14 protein-coding genes are annotated in these 15903 nt (G+C 45.7%); 7 read left to right on the plus strand and 7 right to left on the minus strand.

Annotated elements, in window-relative coordinates; all coding sequences use genetic code 11:
* Nucleotides 1-30 precede the first annotated feature (30 nt).
* The 6 genes from M1D72_RS00775 to deoD all read right to left on the minus strand — a co-directional run bounded on the left by M1D72_RS00775 (nucleotide 31) and on the right by deoD (nucleotide 7155).
* Entirely contained in the window at nucleotides 31-1161 is a 1131-nt protein-coding gene (locus tag M1D72_RS00775; RefSeq protein WP_456295169.1) for an HlyD family secretion protein, read from the minus strand.
* Nucleotides 1161-1538 carry a DUF3302 domain-containing protein gene (locus tag M1D72_RS00780; RefSeq protein WP_456295170.1) on the minus strand — a complete coding sequence of 126 codons (378 nt, stop codon included), beginning with the start codon at nucleotides 1536-1538 and terminating at the stop codon, nucleotides 1161-1163. Before M1D72_RS00780 ends, M1D72_RS00775 begins: the two co-directional genes overlap by 1 nt.
* 211 nt (nucleotides 1539-1749) lie before the next feature.
* Nucleotides 1750-3336, minus strand: a complete 1587-nt coding sequence (locus M1D72_RS00785; protein WP_456295171.1) for a tetratricopeptide repeat-containing diguanylate cyclase — start codon at nucleotides 3334-3336, stop codon at nucleotides 1750-1752.
* A gap of 11 nt (nucleotides 3337-3347) precedes the next feature.
* Nucleotides 3348-4799, minus strand: a complete 1452-nt coding sequence (locus tag M1D72_RS00790; RefSeq protein ID WP_456295172.1) for a hypothetical protein — start codon at nucleotides 4797-4799, stop codon at nucleotides 3348-3350.
* A 124-nt stretch (nucleotides 4800-4923) separates the two neighbouring features.
* Complete coding sequence (locus M1D72_RS00795; RefSeq protein ID WP_456295173.1) at nucleotides 4924-6411, minus strand: transposase; 1488 nt, start codon at nucleotides 6409-6411, stop codon at nucleotides 4924-4926.
* Nucleotides 6412-6444: 33 nt separating this feature from the next.
* Entirely contained in the window at nucleotides 6445-7155 is a 711-nt protein-coding gene (gene deoD / locus M1D72_RS00800) for a purine-nucleoside phosphorylase (RefSeq protein ID WP_456295174.1), read from the minus strand.
* 311 nt (nucleotides 7156-7466) lie between these two features.
* Between deoD and M1D72_RS00805 the strand changes: the two genes are divergently transcribed.
* The 4 genes from M1D72_RS00805 to M1D72_RS00820 are packed head-to-tail and all read left to right on the plus strand — an operon-like array spanning nucleotide 7467 to nucleotide 11548.
* Nucleotides 7467-8417, plus strand: coding sequence for a YbgA family protein (locus M1D72_RS00805; RefSeq protein ID WP_456295175.1), 951 nt, complete (start codon nucleotides 7467-7469; stop codon nucleotides 8415-8417).
* Nucleotides 8407-9228 (plus strand): MerR family transcriptional regulator, encoded by an 822-nt coding sequence (locus M1D72_RS00810; protein ID WP_456295176.1) that lies wholly within the window; start codon nucleotides 8407-8409, stop codon nucleotides 9226-9228. The genes M1D72_RS00805 and M1D72_RS00810 overlap by 11 nt, the downstream gene beginning before the upstream one ends.
* Nucleotides 9225-10640 (plus strand): deoxyribodipyrimidine photo-lyase, encoded by a 1416-nt coding sequence (gene phrB / locus M1D72_RS00815; RefSeq protein WP_456295177.1) that lies wholly within the window; start codon nucleotides 9225-9227, stop codon nucleotides 10638-10640. Before M1D72_RS00810 ends, phrB begins: the two co-directional genes overlap by 4 nt.
* The gene (locus M1D72_RS00820) at nucleotides 10640-11548 is read left to right on the plus strand and encodes a L,D-transpeptidase family protein (RefSeq protein ID WP_390192939.1); all 909 of its coding nucleotides are present in this window, start codon (nucleotides 10640-10642) and stop codon (nucleotides 11546-11548) included. Before phrB ends, M1D72_RS00820 begins: the two co-directional genes overlap by 1 nt.
* 155 nt (nucleotides 11549-11703) lie before the next feature.
* Here M1D72_RS00820 and M1D72_RS00825 read toward each other — a convergent pair whose 3' ends face one another.
* Nucleotides 11704-11964 carry an Lpp/OprI family alanine-zipper lipoprotein gene (locus M1D72_RS00825; RefSeq protein WP_390193014.1) on the minus strand — a complete coding sequence of 87 codons (261 nt, stop codon included), beginning with the start codon at nucleotides 11962-11964 and terminating at the stop codon, nucleotides 11704-11706.
* 369 nt (nucleotides 11965-12333) lie between these two features.
* Between M1D72_RS00825 and M1D72_RS00830 the strand changes: the two genes are divergently transcribed.
* From M1D72_RS00830 to pstC, 3 genes are all read left to right on the plus strand, one after another.
* On the plus strand, nucleotides 12334-13668 hold the full coding sequence (locus M1D72_RS00830; RefSeq protein WP_456295178.1) for a DEAD/DEAH box helicase: 1335 nt from the start codon (nucleotides 12334-12336) through the stop codon (nucleotides 13666-13668).
* 365 nt (nucleotides 13669-14033) lie between these two features.
* A complete protein-coding gene (locus M1D72_RS00835; protein ID WP_456295179.1) occupies nucleotides 14034-14855 on the plus strand; it encodes a phosphate ABC transporter substrate-binding protein in 822 nt (273 codons plus the stop codon).
* A gap of 113 nt (nucleotides 14856-14968) precedes the next feature.
* Nucleotides 14969-15901 (plus strand): phosphate ABC transporter permease subunit PstC, encoded by a 933-nt coding sequence (pstC, locus tag M1D72_RS00840; RefSeq protein WP_390193022.1) that lies wholly within the window; start codon nucleotides 14969-14971, stop codon nucleotides 15899-15901.
* Nucleotides 15902-15903 lie beyond the last annotated feature (2 nt).

The following is a 15903-nucleotide window of genomic DNA, read 5'->3' on the forward strand; positions in this document are numbered from 1 at the left end:
CGCCTAGACGCTGTTTTTTGTACGTAATTGTTAGTGATCTAGGTAGAGGTAGTTTTTCCAACTTTCCATTCGAATCAATACTTTACGCATAATGGCCACATGTTCAAAGTGATCGGAATATACCGCGACTTCTGCGTTGACACCTAAAGGCATATGATAATCGCTGAGGTCATCGGTCATTTGCAGTTTCACCATCACTCGTCCGCTGGTTTTCAGAGACTCGGTGTTCATCAGCGCGCCAGCCGCTTGCACCTGTCCTTCACCAATGGCAGGAATGACTTCGACAACTTTGCCTGCAAACACTTTTCCGGGAATTGCTCTAAATACGAATTCTGCTTCGTCTCCTGCTTTAAGGCGTTGTAATGAGTTTTGTCGAAATGCGGCAATATAATAATGTTGCTCGCTATGAACAAACGTCATGACTGGCGCCAATGGCAAGGGCACCGCCATCATACCTGGGCGTACTGCCAAGTGAGTCACGAACCCATCCGTTGGCGCTTTGACCACGGTTTCACGCAGATTAAATTCTGCTTGCGCTAGCGCCGCCTCTAAGTTAGCTACCGTGGTGTTCTCTCCATTAATCTCAGATTGATAAGCGAGTTGTGCTTGTTGTTCGGTCGCTGTTGAAGACTCTAACGCGGCTTCTGCGGCGAGAAATGTCTGGCGGCGATTGTCCACTTGCTGCTCGGTGAATGCCCCACGCTTAAAACCGGCTGCGTAACGTTCATACTCACGTTTAGCGCGGTCGCGTTTAGCTTGGGCTTGCACCGTGTTTGATTGAGCGGCTTTGTACGTGGCTTCAAGTTGTAATACGTCTTGCTCCCCTTCCGCTAAGGCTGCCTGAGCTTGCGTCACTTTCGCAATAAACGGTGTTGGGTCGATATGAAGTAAAGGATCACCGGCTTTCACTTCTTGGTTTGGCTTAACGTCAACAGAAGTCACTCGCCCGCGTACACCGGGAACAATTGGCGTGGTATTAAATACTTGGCTGCCAAGCTGAGTGAATGGATGGTTGTAGTTCATGAGCAAAATCAAGGTACCAATCAGAGCGATACCGCCGAGTACTGCGGTGGGGACCGTCCATTTATTTAATGGAATACGAAAGACTTTAAAAACGGTAATACACAGTGCGGTGTATGAGAGTATCAATAATAGATCCATTAGTGATGCCCCTCTTGGGAAGTCATATCGTTACCCCGACTGTCAGCCTTTTTGAGGCTAGCCAGTTCTAATTTTAGCTTTGTGAGTTCATGGTCCATCTGTTCCATTTTTAAACTGAGATCATGGTTGAGTTTGTTTTGTTGTTTGAAGCCCCATCCACGTTCTTTACGCCACAATGTGGCCCATATCCACAAAAAAGGCCAAAGAGCATGCAGTGTAAATAGGCTTACCCACCCAGCATAATGAATCGCATCTTGATGAGGATGGTCACGTTCTTTCGCAATTTCGTAAGGTATGTCGTGAATTGCAATAACCCCATAAAAGAGTACCAAGGAAACAAAAATGAGCATTCCCAAGGCAAAGTAGTCTAAAAACATAAAAGTGTTTCCTGATCAGGATATTAGTTAGAAAAAAGCCGCTATTTAAAAGCTAGATGAAGAATAGCAAGTTTAACTAGGCGATTAGGTAGGAAAGTTAAGAATGACACAAACTTCAGCGCAATCTGGCTCGTGAGTGAGACGATTCTTACAGATTTAAGTGGGAAATTTGATTTTGCCGCGCGGGAAGAGGGAGGGGCAACTGAACTACTTATTCGAATTCAATGCACACTTGATTGCGGCCGTTGGCTTTCGCGCGGTAGAGCGCTTTATCGGCACGGTAGAAGGTACGTTGAGTATTCTCACCGCCTTTATGCTTCGTCACACCAATACTGACGGTTAACCCTCGTTCTCCAAGTATGTTCTGCCAGTTCAGTTGGTTAATTTGGTGACGATATTGCTCCGCATGACGCTGCGCATCGGCAATATCGATATTCTCCAACAGTACCAAGAACTCTTCACCACCGAAACGTACACACGATGCGCCTGCAAATGAAAACGACTCGGCTAACTGCTCAGAGACTTGAATAATGGCTTTATCGCCCACGAGGTGGGTCAGTTCATCGTTGATCGATTTGAAATGGTCGATATCGATGACCATCAATGAAAATGGGGTTTCATGGAGTAACAGGTCTTTAAGCTTGATATCAAGCCAACGACGATTATGCAGAGTGGTCAGCGGGTCAGTAAATGCATCTATCTGAAGCTGTGCTACGGTATTTTTCTGACTTTCCGTCGTCTCTTTTAATTCGCGATTTTCTTGCTCAGATAAGATGAGTTTGAGCTGTAATTCGAAACGTGACAAGCGGCGCAGTTGAGCGGCGCCCAGCTCTCCAATCGGAATGGCTGTCACCAATGCACTCTCAAGGTCGTAAGCTTTTTTCTGATACGTAAGCGCCTGTTGATACTTGCCTTGCTGCTCATAAATTTTTGCCAGTGAGTTACATAAGTTGAGGTTGAGAATTGGCGCGTAGCCATTACTTATGCGCTTTTCGGTTTGTTCGAGCAACCAATTGGATAAGTGGTCACGCCCTAGCTCCGTCAGGCAGTAGGCAAGCTCAAGACGCAACATGTTTGATAGCCATGTTGAGTGTAAATTGCCATAGGTATATTGGATGTTAGCTAAGTCACGTAAGGCTTGTAAGGTTTGGCCTTTACGACGTAGCAAAATAGCGTTGTATAGATATACTTGGCCAGTCAGAACTTTGTCGCTGACCAGAATACAGAGCTGCTCACACTCTTTGAGCAAGGGAAGCGCCTTTTCTGGACGATTCATTAATAAAAAACAGGCAAGTTTAAATAACTTGTACTTCAGTCGCAGTGAGCGGCTATTAATGGCGTGGTCGATGCTGTCAATCTTTTGATAGTAGCGTAATGCACGCGTGTGATCGCCATATGCGTTGCACAGATTACCCATACCAATGATCGCTTTGACGTAGGAGTCAATAAAGCTATGTTCTACGGCAATCGTGGTAGATTCGACATAGTGATTGAGTGCATTTGCGTAATCACCAGTAATAAAAAATCGATCGCTTAAGCTGTCTTTTATCTCAAGAATTAACTCGGCGTCCTCAGGAAGAGAAAGAAGGCTTAAGGCAGCGTTAAGGTCGTGAATGCTTTCTTGAAATTGACGCTGTTTGCTCAGATGCTCGGCGCTAATGATAAAGCAGTGTGCTTGCTCTTCCGGTGTGGTGGCGATGTGAGTACGAACATGTGTCCAAAACGCGAGTGCATCTTGTCCGCTGTAGGAGGCGGCATCTAATCCGAAATCGGAAATTTTTTTAAGCAGTGATTCCATAACCGTCGGCCTCAGTCGTCATCAAGATGATCAAGCGTGAAAGGAAAGCTGAGAATGTCATAAAAATCCATAGAAGGCTTTGATTTGTCAAGGCCTTGTCGGTGCCAAGGATAGATAGCAAACATTTGGCTCAAACTGTAAAACACTTGATGGGCTTGTTCATCATTTTCCGCTAATAATAGAGCAATTCGGTTTTGACTCAACCGGGTAAGAAGGTCCCGGGTTTGGCAAAGCGAGTGCGCCAGCTCTGTGCAGATCTCGAGTACTTTGTTGTTGCTGTGCTTAATGACGATAACCGAATGACTGGCTTTAGACATCGCCGTTTTATGCAGTACTAATTGCTCCCACCAATAGGTTTCTGACACCATTTGACTGAGCTGTTGCTCGGGATCAAATTCATGCTGACGGCGAACTCGATTAATTAACTTTCGCGCACGTTGTTCCATTTGACGCTTTGAGGTGCGCGCTTTGTCGGTGCCTACCCGCAGCGTTTGTTCACGTTGCATTTGTAGTGAGAATTGACGGTATTTTTTGAATGCGACCAGTGCCGCCTGATAGTGACCAATTTCTTCTGCCACCAAGGATTGCTGATAGCAAATCTGTGACAGCAATTCGCCATTATCAAACTCAGAGGCAGAGACCTCGGCCAACATCAGTAGCTCTGAAGCCTTTTGAGGATTTTTACGCAGCAGTTCCAGGCGAGCTCGGCTGATATAGGAATGCGACTTCATCCATGATAAATCATGTTTTTCGGCAAGCTCTTGCGCTTTTTGAGTGGCTTGCTCTGCTTCTTTGATACGCTCTAGCCCGAGCAATGCTAAGCCGCGAAAGTCCCAGATTTCTGCATGCCAAGTTTTATCATCATGATAGCGCAAAGCTTCTGCTGCACCATCAAGCACCGACAACATATCAGCGAACTGATGGAGTAAGTAGTGATCCCATGCCAGCAGAATCCGCGCTTTGCCTTCGAGGTAATTAATCCGCATATTATTGGCGACAATCACCGCTAATTCATGCGTTGAGCGCGCGAGTTGATATTCATTGGTCATCCGCCACACATTACCCAAACCAATTAAGCTTTCTATTTGAATTTCGGTTTCGTCTGTGAGGGCAGACTGCTCAAGGGCATTAATCCAAAATTGCTGCGCGGAATAGTATTGGGCTTGTCCCCAATAATGGAGAGCGTGAATATGAAGAATTTCCGGGACATAATCATCGGTATCAAGGCCACTTAACTTTGAATAAGCGTCTTTGATTGACTTGAGACCTTTGCGGTAATCCATCAAGTGCCAGTAACACAAGGAAACAACGATAAGGGCGCGGATTCCAACTTTGGGGTATAACATTGTGTTGGCATCTTCAACGCATTGCTGAGCTTCAATTAAAACCGCTCGTGGATCACTTTCCACTTGTTGTTTTAGCTGTTTCAACTTGGTGTCTAGCGAGCGTTGGCTTTTGTCCAAATCAGGTCCTTACGTTGTACGGCAACTTAATTCCTAAGTATTATAAGAATAGGTGAGACTACAACTCTAGCAAAATACGCAAAACACCGAACTTTTAATGGTCAACTTCACATTTATTCTGTCTCTAAGCCAGTAAATCCTTAAGTGTCAGAGGTTTTGTCGTTAATCCTAGCTGTTGAGCAGCGGTTTCACCTTCTTTACTTTGGTAGCAAAGGTTGTGCCAAGCTCGGAAGATATCGAGTAAAGGAAGCAAGCCTCCAGGACGTAATTTACGGCGGGGTTCGTTGATGAAGTCTTCAAAAAGAGATTGAAACCGTTGTTGGTAGGATTCCATGCTGCGCAAACTGGCTCGAGTTAACCATTGCTCAGGTTTGTCGTTGTCGCCTGCTAAATAGCAAATGCCTTTTGATGCCGACTCTTGATTCGCGATCGCCCATCGATCACGCCACCAACCCATATGGACAATATCAATTTTGTCGAAATAGAGCTGAGTACGCCACTGTGTGTCCTCTTCAACATACATAAGATCCACATTACTGTGCTGAATACGAGGTAAACATACACTCAGCGCAGCAGAGCGTAGAAGGGGATCTTGCGGAAGATAAATCGACACACGTTTATCACTCTGACAGAGATCGAGTACATGTAAAAAGTGAGCATAAGAGGTATAAGGCGCTCGAATCAATGCCCCTTTGGAGGGGTAGTGAAATTGCGTCAAGTTACCAATCGGGTCTTCAACGTTACCTCGTGCAAGAATCGTTTGATATTGGCGGTCAATGCGCTCATGAAGCGCTGGAATATTTCTCATCGGAGCTGAATGGGCTTCCGGCGAATATTGCGGTGAGACAAAACGAGCGGGTGAATGGAAAGGATCATGGTCAATGGGCCCAACTGGCTTTTCACTGGCTGAGTAGTTCACGTGTTGGCATAGCACATAACCGGATGGCGCGTCACCAGTCACCATCCATACAACACCGTTATTACTTTTGGGTTGTAACGGGATGTAGTGCGAGGCTAATTCATAGTGTTGCGCGTGATTGACCCATCGAGCATCAAAGGTTGCTAACTTGCGTCGGCAGCGACTGGCGATGTGGTCAAGGTGGTCGTAAAACGTCTTGGGATTGATGTTGAGACGCCGACATATTTCACGGACGGAATAGCTCATAAATAGCAAGCCAAGCAGCGACTCCTGAAAGTCGAGCTTATTATTCACGCCGGACCACTTATCGACAAACGTTGATTGACAAGCTTTACAGCGATAGCGCTGACGATCGCCACTGTAACCAAAAGCATGGTAGAGGTGTTTGTGAATGTGCACCGAAAAACCGACGTTTTCACATTGTTGGTTACGACAGGCTGGCAGCCCGTCACTGTGTAACTTTCTGAGGCGAGTCAGCTCTGTTTCAACGTCATAGTTATTAAGTAAAGGGGGGAATGCGCCGCATTCACGGCAAACCATCGCCGGACGCTTTGGGTTTGCATGTTGCACAATGTAACCCTGTGCATCGCTCAAGCCAAAGTTGTCACACGCCAATGTTTTACAAAAGTTGAGTTGTAACCCGTCTGCGTCCGCAGGCAGCTGTCCTTTTGGCACAATCTCCCCCTTATTCATTGTGTTACCCAATCCGTGGTAACGTTATGATCGTTATAATTTAATCGCTGTTTCCAGCGCGACTTTCATCATATCGTTGAATGATTTTTGACGTTCTTCAGAGCTTAACTTTTCACCGCGGATGATGTGATCAGAGACCGTTAAAATGGTTAAGGCTTTAGCGCCAAGATCCGCGGCAACGCCATAGATGCCCGCCGCTTCCATATCCACGCCCAAGATGCCAAGTTTGTTCATTTTTTCGAACAGGTCGGCTTCCGGTGTATAGAACAGATCCGCAGAGAAGACGTTACCAACTTTTACGGGGACATCTTGCGCACGCGCTTGTTGTACCGCTGTTTCAAGAAGGCCAAAGTCTGCCAGTGCGGCAAAATCATGGTCATTGAAACGAATACGATTGACTTTCGAGTCTGTTGAGGCGCCCATGCCAATGACAACATCCATTAGATTGACGTCATCACGCACTGCGCCACAACTGCCGACACGAATAACATTCTTTACACCGTATTCGGCAATGAGTTCATGAACATAAATGCAGCATGATGGAATGCCCATACCATGCCCCATCACTGACACTTTCTTACCCTGATAGGTGCCCGTGAAACCAAACATGTTTCTCACATCACACACTTGTTTAACATCTTGCAAGAAGGTGTCTGCAATATATTTTGCACGTAATGGATCTCCGGGCATCAAAACGGTTTCTGCGAAATCACCGGGTTGTGCATTAATGTGAGGGGTTGCCATAGTGGATACTCCAAAATAGTTACTATGTTTACTTTTTCTGTTGAGATACAGAACACGATTTAGAGACGATTCTATTCTGTAAATTCGGCTATCTATGAGGTGTTAGTCACAAAAATCTCGGATATTCGTTATTTTTACTCTCTTGATAACGATTTATGTTGAAAGCGGTAAAGCAATCGTTTTGCTGTTTAAATGACAGGGCAGTGATCGTTTTTCATTTAATGCTGTACAAGTTAAAAACTTGTATAAGTTTTGCTGATTGTGCTAATACTTATACAGAAAACATTTTTGTATAACTTGGGTGGCAGACAATGGATTCACAAATTTTGGTTGGTATCAGTTCATGTGTACTAGGTGAAAAAGTTCGTTTTGACTCTGGTCACAAAGCCAGTGCATTCGTCAATAAGGAGTTATCGCCTTATCTCGAGTTTGTGTCGGTGTGTCCAGAAGTGGGGATCGGTCTCCCGGTCCCTCGCCCGACGATTCGGCTCATCTCCGATGAGGAAAGGGTGGCGTTGGTTGAAACGAAAGATGCCAGTAAGGATTATACCGACGCAATGGTTGACTTTGCGCATCATAAAGTCGACGAGCTATCGCAAACCAACCTTTGTGGCTACATCGTATGTGCCAAGTCTCCTTCTTGCGGAATGGAGCGAGTCAAAGTGTACGGTAACAACCATGCAGAAAAAAGCGGTGTGGGCCTGTATACGCAAGTGATGTTGGAGCGCATGCCGTGGTTACCTGTTGAAGAAGATGGTCGGCTTAATGATCCCGTGCTTAAAGAAAATTTTATTACACGTATTTTTTGTCTTTATGACTTTTATCAGTCCATGGGGGACGAACCAACTCGGGGAAAAATTATTGATTTTCACTCGCGTTATAAGCTGACACTGATGGCTCATCACCCAGATTCTTATCGTGAGTTAGGCAGGCTGGTTGCACGTATTGCTGACTACGACATCAAGGAGTTTGTGCAACATTATCGCCTTGGTTTAATGCAGGCAATGGCGCACCGAGCTACGCGAAAGAATAACACCAACGTATTGATGCACCTGCAAGGCTACTTCAAGCGTGTATTGAATAAACAGCAGAAAGCCGAGCTTAGAAAGGTGATTGATGACTACCGTGTTGGGCTGATTCCATTACTGGCACCGCTTACCCTGATAAAGCATTACTTAAATTCATACCCTGATGGCTATTTAGAGCAACAAAAGTACTTCCAACCTTATCCTGAGGAGCTGCGTTTACGCTATGGATTATAAATCTTCGAACGTTAAAAAGTGGTATGCGATTCGAGAAGTTTCTGAGATGACAGGGGTTAAGCCTGTTACCTTAAGAGCTTGGCAGCGACGCTATAACTTGATACACCCGCACCGCACTGAAAAAGGGCATCGGCTATACAGCCAAGCCCATATTGACCATATTCGCTTGATTCAAAGTTGGCTTGCGAAAGGAGTGGCGATTGGTAAGGTCAAAGAACTGATTGATGGCAATCAGCCGCTGCATGCTGAGTTGGAAGCATCGCAGGTGCAGCGAGAAAGCATTGATACGTTACTCAATGCGTTGGCTCAGCTTCAGCTTGCCAAAGTGACGGCCATGATTCGAGGTATTTTAAAAGAGTACCCGATAGCCATGATCGAAGCCCGTTTGGTGGATCCCATCATCCAGTCGCTAAGCCAAGTTAAAAAGCCGCAGCGCTCGTTGCAGATGGGCCTGTTCCAGTCGGCGATGATTACGGCATTGAGTGCGATTCTCGAATCAGAAAATAAAGCGGCGCATAAAGGGGGCTGCTTAGTTGTAAATTGTGAGGCCTCGGGTTGTATTGGCGCATGGATATGGGCGATTTCGATTGCTGGTCAAGGGTATACCGTGACCGTGCTCGATGGCGTGACCGACTTGAGTGGATTGGTCACCCACGCCAGTTTAGATAAGCAATGGCTGGCTGTTTATGCCAATCATACGTTACCTGCCACGCAGAAAAATGCGCTCAAGCAGTTGGGTATTCAATTGGGTGAGCGATTGATGCTATCACCTTTGCTCAACGCCTTTGACAAATCACAGGAGCCCGTATGAATTTGGTATGGTTACGGCGCGATTTACGCGTCGAAGACAATCGAGCTCTATATGAAGCATTGCAGACACATCAACCAGTAACCGCTCTCTATATCGCGACGCCTGAGCAGTGGCAACAGCATCATATGGCCCCGATTCAAGCCGATTTGATTGTTCGTCGATTAGGGGCGTTGAGGGATGACCTAGACGCGCTGAACATTCCTTTGCTTTATCAAGAAGTGGCGGATTTTAACCAAGCGGCACAAGTTGTGAGCGAATTTGCGGAAAAGCTAAAGGCTCATACGGTGTGGGTAAATCGTGAATATGAGCTCAATGAACAGCGTAGAGATGCTTTGTGTGAACAGCTGCTAGAGCGCCGGTCTATCGACTTTAAAAGTTTTCATGACAAATGTGCTTTGTATCCAGGGCAAGTCGTTAACCAGCAGCAAAAGTATTTCAAAGTATTTACACCGTTTAAAAAAGCCTACTTAAAGCAATTTTACTCCCAGTCTCTTAACGTTCTAAAGCCGAGTGCAGGCCCTGACCACACATTACCTGACACATTACATTCTGCACGATTTACGCTAGAGTCTACGTTTAGCTATTCACGTCAATCGAGTGAGCAATGGCCAGTCAAGACCGACGAGGTAATTCATCGATTGAGACGCTTTTGTGCAGAGGATGCCGATGATTATCACCAGCAGCGTGACCTTCCTGCGTATCCTGGCACCAGTTGTTTATCTCCGTACTTAGCAATTGGTGCGCTCTCTGTTCGTCAATGTTTTGCTCGGCTCGCTTATGGGCTGCCGTCGCTGACGGAAGGGCGTGAAGTATGGCAAAGTGAGCTTATATGGCGTGAGTTCTATCAGCATTTACTGTGGTTTGAGCCTAAACTGAGTCGAGGAGAGCCGTTTTTGGACTGGGGACGTCGGCTGACTTGGCATCATAACGACTCCGACTTTGAGGCGTGGAAGCAAGGGAACACCGGTTATCCGATAGTCGATGCCGCCATGCGCCAATTGAATAGTACCGGATGGATGCATAATCGCTTAAGAATGATTGTTGCCAGTTTCTTGATTAAAGATCTGCATATTAACTGGCGACACGGCGAAGATTACTTTATGCAGCACCTCATTGATGGTGAATATGCGGCGAACAATGGCGGTTGGCAGTGGTGTGCCTCAACTGGCTGTGATGGACAGCCTTACTTTCGAATTTTTAATCCAGTGACTCAAGGCGAGCGATTTGACCCCGACGGCGAATTTGTTCGTCATTGGATTCCTGAATTGTCTGAGATTCCAGACAAATTTGTGCATCAGCCTTGGAAATGGGACAGGGTAAATTTATTGTCATATCCCGCACCGATAGTTGATCACAAGTCAGAAAGAGAGATAACCTTGGAACTCTATAAACAAGCGAAGGATGGGAGTTAATGCTACGTAAATTATTGTCTTTATGTTGGTGTATCAGCAGCGCCGCATTTGCCGTTACTTATGAGTTGCCACCTGAAGACAGTAGCATCGTTGGACGTACGGAATATCATATTGTGAAGCAAGGTGAAAACTTGTCCGATATTGCTAAACAATATGATGTCGGCTTTCTCTCTTTGATGGCAGCAAACAAAGGGGTTGACCCTTTTGTGCCTCAGGTTGACTACGTATTGACGATCCCCAGCCGTATTATCCTGCCAAATGTTGCACGTAAAGGCATCGTAATTAATCTGGCAGAACTTCGTCTGTACTACTTTGAGCCAGACAAGAACCAAGTCCATATCTTCCCGGTCGGAATTGGTCGTATAGGTCGTGATACGCCAGAGATGGAAACTAAGATCAGCCAAAAAAGGCCGAATCCAACGTGGACGCCACCAATGTCAATTCGCAAAGAGTATTTAGCGAAAGGCATCGAACTTCCACAAGTGGTGCCCGCTGGGCCTGAGAACCCGTTGGGAGAGTTTGCAATGCGCTTGGCGTATGGCGCTGGGGATTATTTGATCCACGGTACTAACAAAGATTTTGGCATCGGTATGCGCGTCAGTTCCGGGTGCATTCGAATGGATCCAAAAGACATCAAATGGCTGTTTGCTCAAGTCCCACTGGGCGAGAGTGTCAAAGTCATTGATGAGCCCGTGAAGGTCGCTCTCGAACCCGATAGAAGTGTCTTTCTTGAAGCGCACGAACCCTTAACTCGTAGTGACGGGTCTAAGAAAGATCTTAAGATTCCAACTGAGCTTCGCTGGTGGCTGGATGAGTTTGAGTTGCCAGATACCAAAGCGCGCGCCGTGATTCTAGCGCAAAATGGCGTACCTACTGAAATTGCCCCGTCCGAGATGCTTGAGCAGTAATCGTCAAAATTATGAATAAAAAGCGCAGCAAGGGCTGCGCTTTTTTACATGTGTTTACATGTGAAATATTTGTCGCATCGATTTTATACGGCGCCAATATAATAAAGGGCCTGCTAAGCAGACCCTTCTTCTATCAGTATTTAACTAAATTTCGATTACTTAGTGTAAGACTGAGCAATGTTGTCGATACGCTCATTGGCACGTGCTGCTTCTTCTTGTGCTGCCATCGCTGCATCGCTAGACTTTTGAACTTCAGAAGATAGTTCAGACTTCATAGAAGACACTTCTTGGCTCAGTTGGCTAACCTGATTGCTTAGCTCGTCCATTTGCGCTGTAGTTTCTTCGTCTGGACCAGATGCACAACCAGCGAGTAGAAGTACAGAAGACGCAGCTGCGGCGATTAACATCTTGTTCATATATGAACTCCTTGCATATTTTTTGTAAGTATCAAAATGACGCCCTATACCTTCTAAACAATATAGCGACGAGTTAAATTGTAGACTCAATATTACAGAACGTATAACGCCCGAAAGTCAAAAAAACCCAAGTTTTTAAGCAATTAACTTATAATTGACATTTGTTTCAATTTTGAGACGGTTTTGGTGGTTATTGCTATCTCATTGAATAGAAAAGCAAGTATTCGAAGGCGACTTCTCGTGCCCATAAACGGTGAAATTTTGTGGTTCACGCTATCTATTAACCCCAAATTCGGTGTATTATGTCGCGCTTTGTCATGCCTTGCAGGCATGCCTTCAATCAATGTACACCTTAAGTGGAGAGCACCTTTGCAATTTAAAGATTTAGGCTTGGACAATCGTTTGTTGAAAACGGTCAATCATTTTGATTTTAAACAAGCGACTGAAATTCAACAAAAGGCGATTCCAGTCGTTATCGCAGGTAAAGACTTGCTGGCATCGTCTAAGACGGGGTCAGGTAAAACACTTGCGTTTGTGTTGCCTATGCTTCATAAATCTTTGAAAAGTAAATCATTCTCTGCTCGAGATCCGCGCGGTTTGATTCTGGCGCCAACGCGTGAACTGGCCAAGCAGGTTTACAGCGAGTTACGTACCATGTTGGCGAGCTTATCGTATGATGCTGCGCTGATTGTTGGTGGTGAGAACTTTAATGACCAGGTCAAGGCATTACGTCGTTATCCTAAGTTTATTGTCGCGACACCAGGGCGTCTGGCTGACCACCTTGAGCATCGTTCTCTGTTTCTGGAAGGTTTGGAAACGCTGATTCTCGATGAAGCTGACCGAATGTTAGATCTTGGTTTCGCGCCGGAGCTGCGCCGAATTCACCGCGCGGCTAAACACCGTCGTCGTCAAACATTGATGTTTTCGGCGACCTTGGATCACGCTGAAGTCAATGGTATCGCGTTAGAGATGATGCAAGCACCTAAGCGCATTGCGGTTGGTGTTTCCAATGAAGAACATAAAGATATCACGCAAAAATTCTACCTGTGTGACCACCTTGACCATAAAGAGGCGTTGCTCGATAGGGCGCTGGAAGAATCAGAGTATAAGCAGGTCATCATTTTTACTGCAACACGTTCAGATACTGATCGCCTGACAGAAAAGCTTAATCAGAAAAAGCTTAAAGCGATCGCCTTAAGTGGTAGCTTAAATCAGACTCAACGCAATACCATCATGAGCCAATTTGAGCGTGGTGTGTTTAAAATTTTGGTCACGACAGATGTCGCATCACGTGGTTTGGATATTGGCAATGTCACGCATGTGATTAACTTTGATATGCCAAAACACACAGAAGAATATGTGCACCGAGTTGGGCGTACTGGGCGTGCTGGCAATAAAGGAGATGCACTTTCTCTGGTGGGTCCAAAAGACTGGGATAGTTTTAAACGTGTTGAAGCCTACTTGCAACAAGAGTTGACCTTTTCAGTATTTGAAGGCTTAGAGGGCAAATTCAAAGGCCTTAAGCCTCGCCAACCACAGGTACCGAAAGGCAAAGCGACCCACAAGAAAAAAGCCAAACCTAAATCGAAAGCGGCTGCGAATAAGCCCGCTGCTCGCGATAAAAGCTTTTATAAAAATGTCTCGGTGGGTGACGATGTGTTTGTCCCACGCAAGAAGACCCCACCTAAAGTCGATGACGAGTAAAATGACTAAAAAAAGCTGACCAAGTGTCAGCTTTTTTATTTTGGCGCTTGATGTCTATGTTGTAGTAATCGATATCACCACGCGTCCTGCAAACGGCGGATAACAAAGACTTGGCAGTATTCAATGACATGTTTTAGCAACAATATGGCCTAGCCGAGTCAACGCTTTTTTCTTATTTCCAATCCAGACTCGTTAAATAATTTCTTCCAAATCATCACCCTAGTTAGTAATTTTCGAAAATCTCTTACCACGCAAAGTGTCATAGAGGCTTCAACGAAGTGAAACACAACTGTCATATTCCCCCCCTAAAGTGAGCATCGTCAACTGAAAACATAACGGCAATTAAGCCTTAAAGGATATTAGTGATGAAAAAAACAGTAATCGGTGCCATCGCTCTATTGGGTGCAATGACCATGAATACCGCTTCAGCTCAAGAAACTATTTCAGCAGTGGGTTCAAGCAGCGTTACTCCTTTGATGGAATTCTTCTCAGAAACTTACATGAAGAAGAACCCGAATGTGTTCATCGAAGTACAAGGACCAGGTTCTTCAGCAGGTGTTAAAGCAGCGAAAAATGGCTCTGCAGATTTAGGTATGGCTTCACGTAACCTTAAACCTGCAGAAGAAGAGCCAACGCTCAAAACAGAAGTCATTGCTCGTGATGGTATTGCGGTTGTGGTTAACCCTAAAAATACCATCAAGGGTTTAACGGCAGAGCAAGTCTCAGCGATTTATAAAGGTGAAGTGAGCAACTGGAAAGATGTCGGCGGTGAAGATAAGCCAATCGTCGCTATTACGCGTGATACCGCATCGGGTACTCGTGGCGCCTTTGAAGACATCATGTCGCTTAAAAAGAAAATTGGCGATAAAAAAGTCTCAGCAATTTCACAGCGTGCTCAAGTGGCAAACGGTAACGGTGGTCTGAAAACCATGGTGGCCTCAAACCCTTACGCGATTGGTTATATCTCGTTAGGAACCGTTGACAACACAGTACATGCTCTTGATATCGACGGCACGCCAGCAAGCGTTGATAACGTGAAAAGCGGAAACTACAAAGTCGCTCGTCCTTTCCTTGTTCTTTATAAAGAAGGCAAGCCATCCGCTGAAACGCAAAAATTCCTTGATTGGATGTTGAGTGACGAAGCACAAGAGATTGTTGCTGACCACGGTTACATCTCCATCAACTAATTCAGTGTATGAAGACCCAGCAGTGAAACTAAATTTTGCTCAGCCCACCTTTTCGGGCTGAGCGTTTTCCGTCAAAAACGATCACAAGTTGTATCGTGATTAAGTGAGACAATATGACCATCGCATCTGATAGTGAAAAGCTTATGAGTGTTGACGCTTCACCCAATACCAAGCACACGTTACGCACCAAAAAACGTGTGGATTGGAAAGAACGTATCTTCCACGGCTTGTTTTTAACCAGTGCTGCCATCGGCATTATCTCGTTGGCGATCATCGCCTACTTTATTGTTCGAGAAAGTATTCCAGCCTTCCAAGAGGTGGGTGTCGGGGGCATTGTACTTGGCCAAGATTGGCTTCCCCCCGCTCTTTATGGGGTTGCGACGATGATTGTCGCTTCGGTGGTATCCACCTTTGGTGCCGTTATTGTCGGTGTGCCAATTGGTGTGTTAACCGCCATTTTCATTGCGGAAATCGCCCCCAAACGCCTTGCCGATATTATTCGTCCGGCGGTTGAACTGCTTGCCGGTATTCCTTCCGTGGTTTACGGCTTTTTTGGCTTACTGATTATTGTTCCTCTGATTCAAGATATTTTTGACGTGCCAGCGGGCAATACGATTCTTGCGGGAATCATCGTCCTCGGCGTGATGATTTTACCGACGGTCATTACCGTGTCTGAAACTTCCATTCGCGCTGTCCCTCATGCTTATAAAGAGGGGTCTTTGGCTCTGGGCGCATCAAAAATATTTACCATCTTTAAGCTCTTAGTACCCGCTGCGCGTTCGGGCATTATGACTGGCGTTATTTTAGGAATAGGTCGAGCACTGGGGGAAACCATGGCGATCATTATGGTGATGGGTAATGCGCCCGCCATGCCACAAGGTTTACTCGATTCCGCGCGGACGCTAACGGCCAATATCGCTATTGAAATGTCTTATGCCAGTGGCGTGCATGCCAATGCACTGTATGCGACAGGGGTTGTCTTGCTGGTGTTCATCATGATGCTTAATGCGGCACTTCTTTACTTAAACCGTGAGAAAGCGAGGTAATG

The organism is Vibrio sp. AK197, assembly GCF_053903115.1.

Coding starts and splice junctions, on each gene's coding strand:
- pstC (WP_390193022.1), top strand. CDS start 14,969: ATGACCATCGCATCTGATAGTGAAAAGCTTATGAGTGTTGACGCTTCA.
- M1D72_RS00795 (WP_456295173.1), bottom strand. CDS start 6,411: ATGAATAAGGGGGAGATTGTGCCAAAAGGACAGCTGCCTGCGGACGCA.
- M1D72_RS00805 (WP_456295175.1), top strand. CDS start 7,467: ATGGATTCACAAATTTTGGTTGGTATCAGTTCATGTGTACTAGGTGAA.
- deoD (WP_456295174.1), bottom strand. CDS start 7,155: ATGGCAACCCCTCACATTAATGCACAACCCGGTGATTTCGCAGAAACC.
- M1D72_RS00835 (WP_456295179.1), top strand. CDS start 14,034: ATGAAAAAAACAGTAATCGGTGCCATCGCTCTATTGGGTGCAATGACC.
- M1D72_RS00825 (WP_390193014.1), bottom strand. CDS start 11,964: ATGAACAAGATGTTAATCGCCGCAGCTGCGTCTTCTGTACTTCTACTC.
- M1D72_RS00810 (WP_456295176.1), top strand. CDS start 8,407: ATGGATTATAAATCTTCGAACGTTAAAAAGTGGTATGCGATTCGAGAA.
- M1D72_RS00780 (WP_456295170.1), bottom strand. CDS start 1,538: ATGTTTTTAGACTACTTTGCCTTGGGAATGCTCATTTTTGTTTCCTTG.
- phrB (WP_456295177.1), top strand. CDS start 9,225: ATGAATTTGGTATGGTTACGGCGCGATTTACGCGTCGAAGACAATCGA.
- M1D72_RS00820 (WP_390192939.1), top strand. CDS start 10,640: ATGCTACGTAAATTATTGTCTTTATGTTGGTGTATCAGCAGCGCCGCA.
- M1D72_RS00785 (WP_456295171.1), bottom strand. CDS start 3,336: ATGGAATCACTGCTTAAAAAAATTTCCGATTTCGGATTAGATGCCGCC.
- M1D72_RS00775 (WP_456295169.1), bottom strand. CDS start 1,161: ATGGATCTATTATTGATACTCTCATACACCGCACTGTGTATTACCGTT.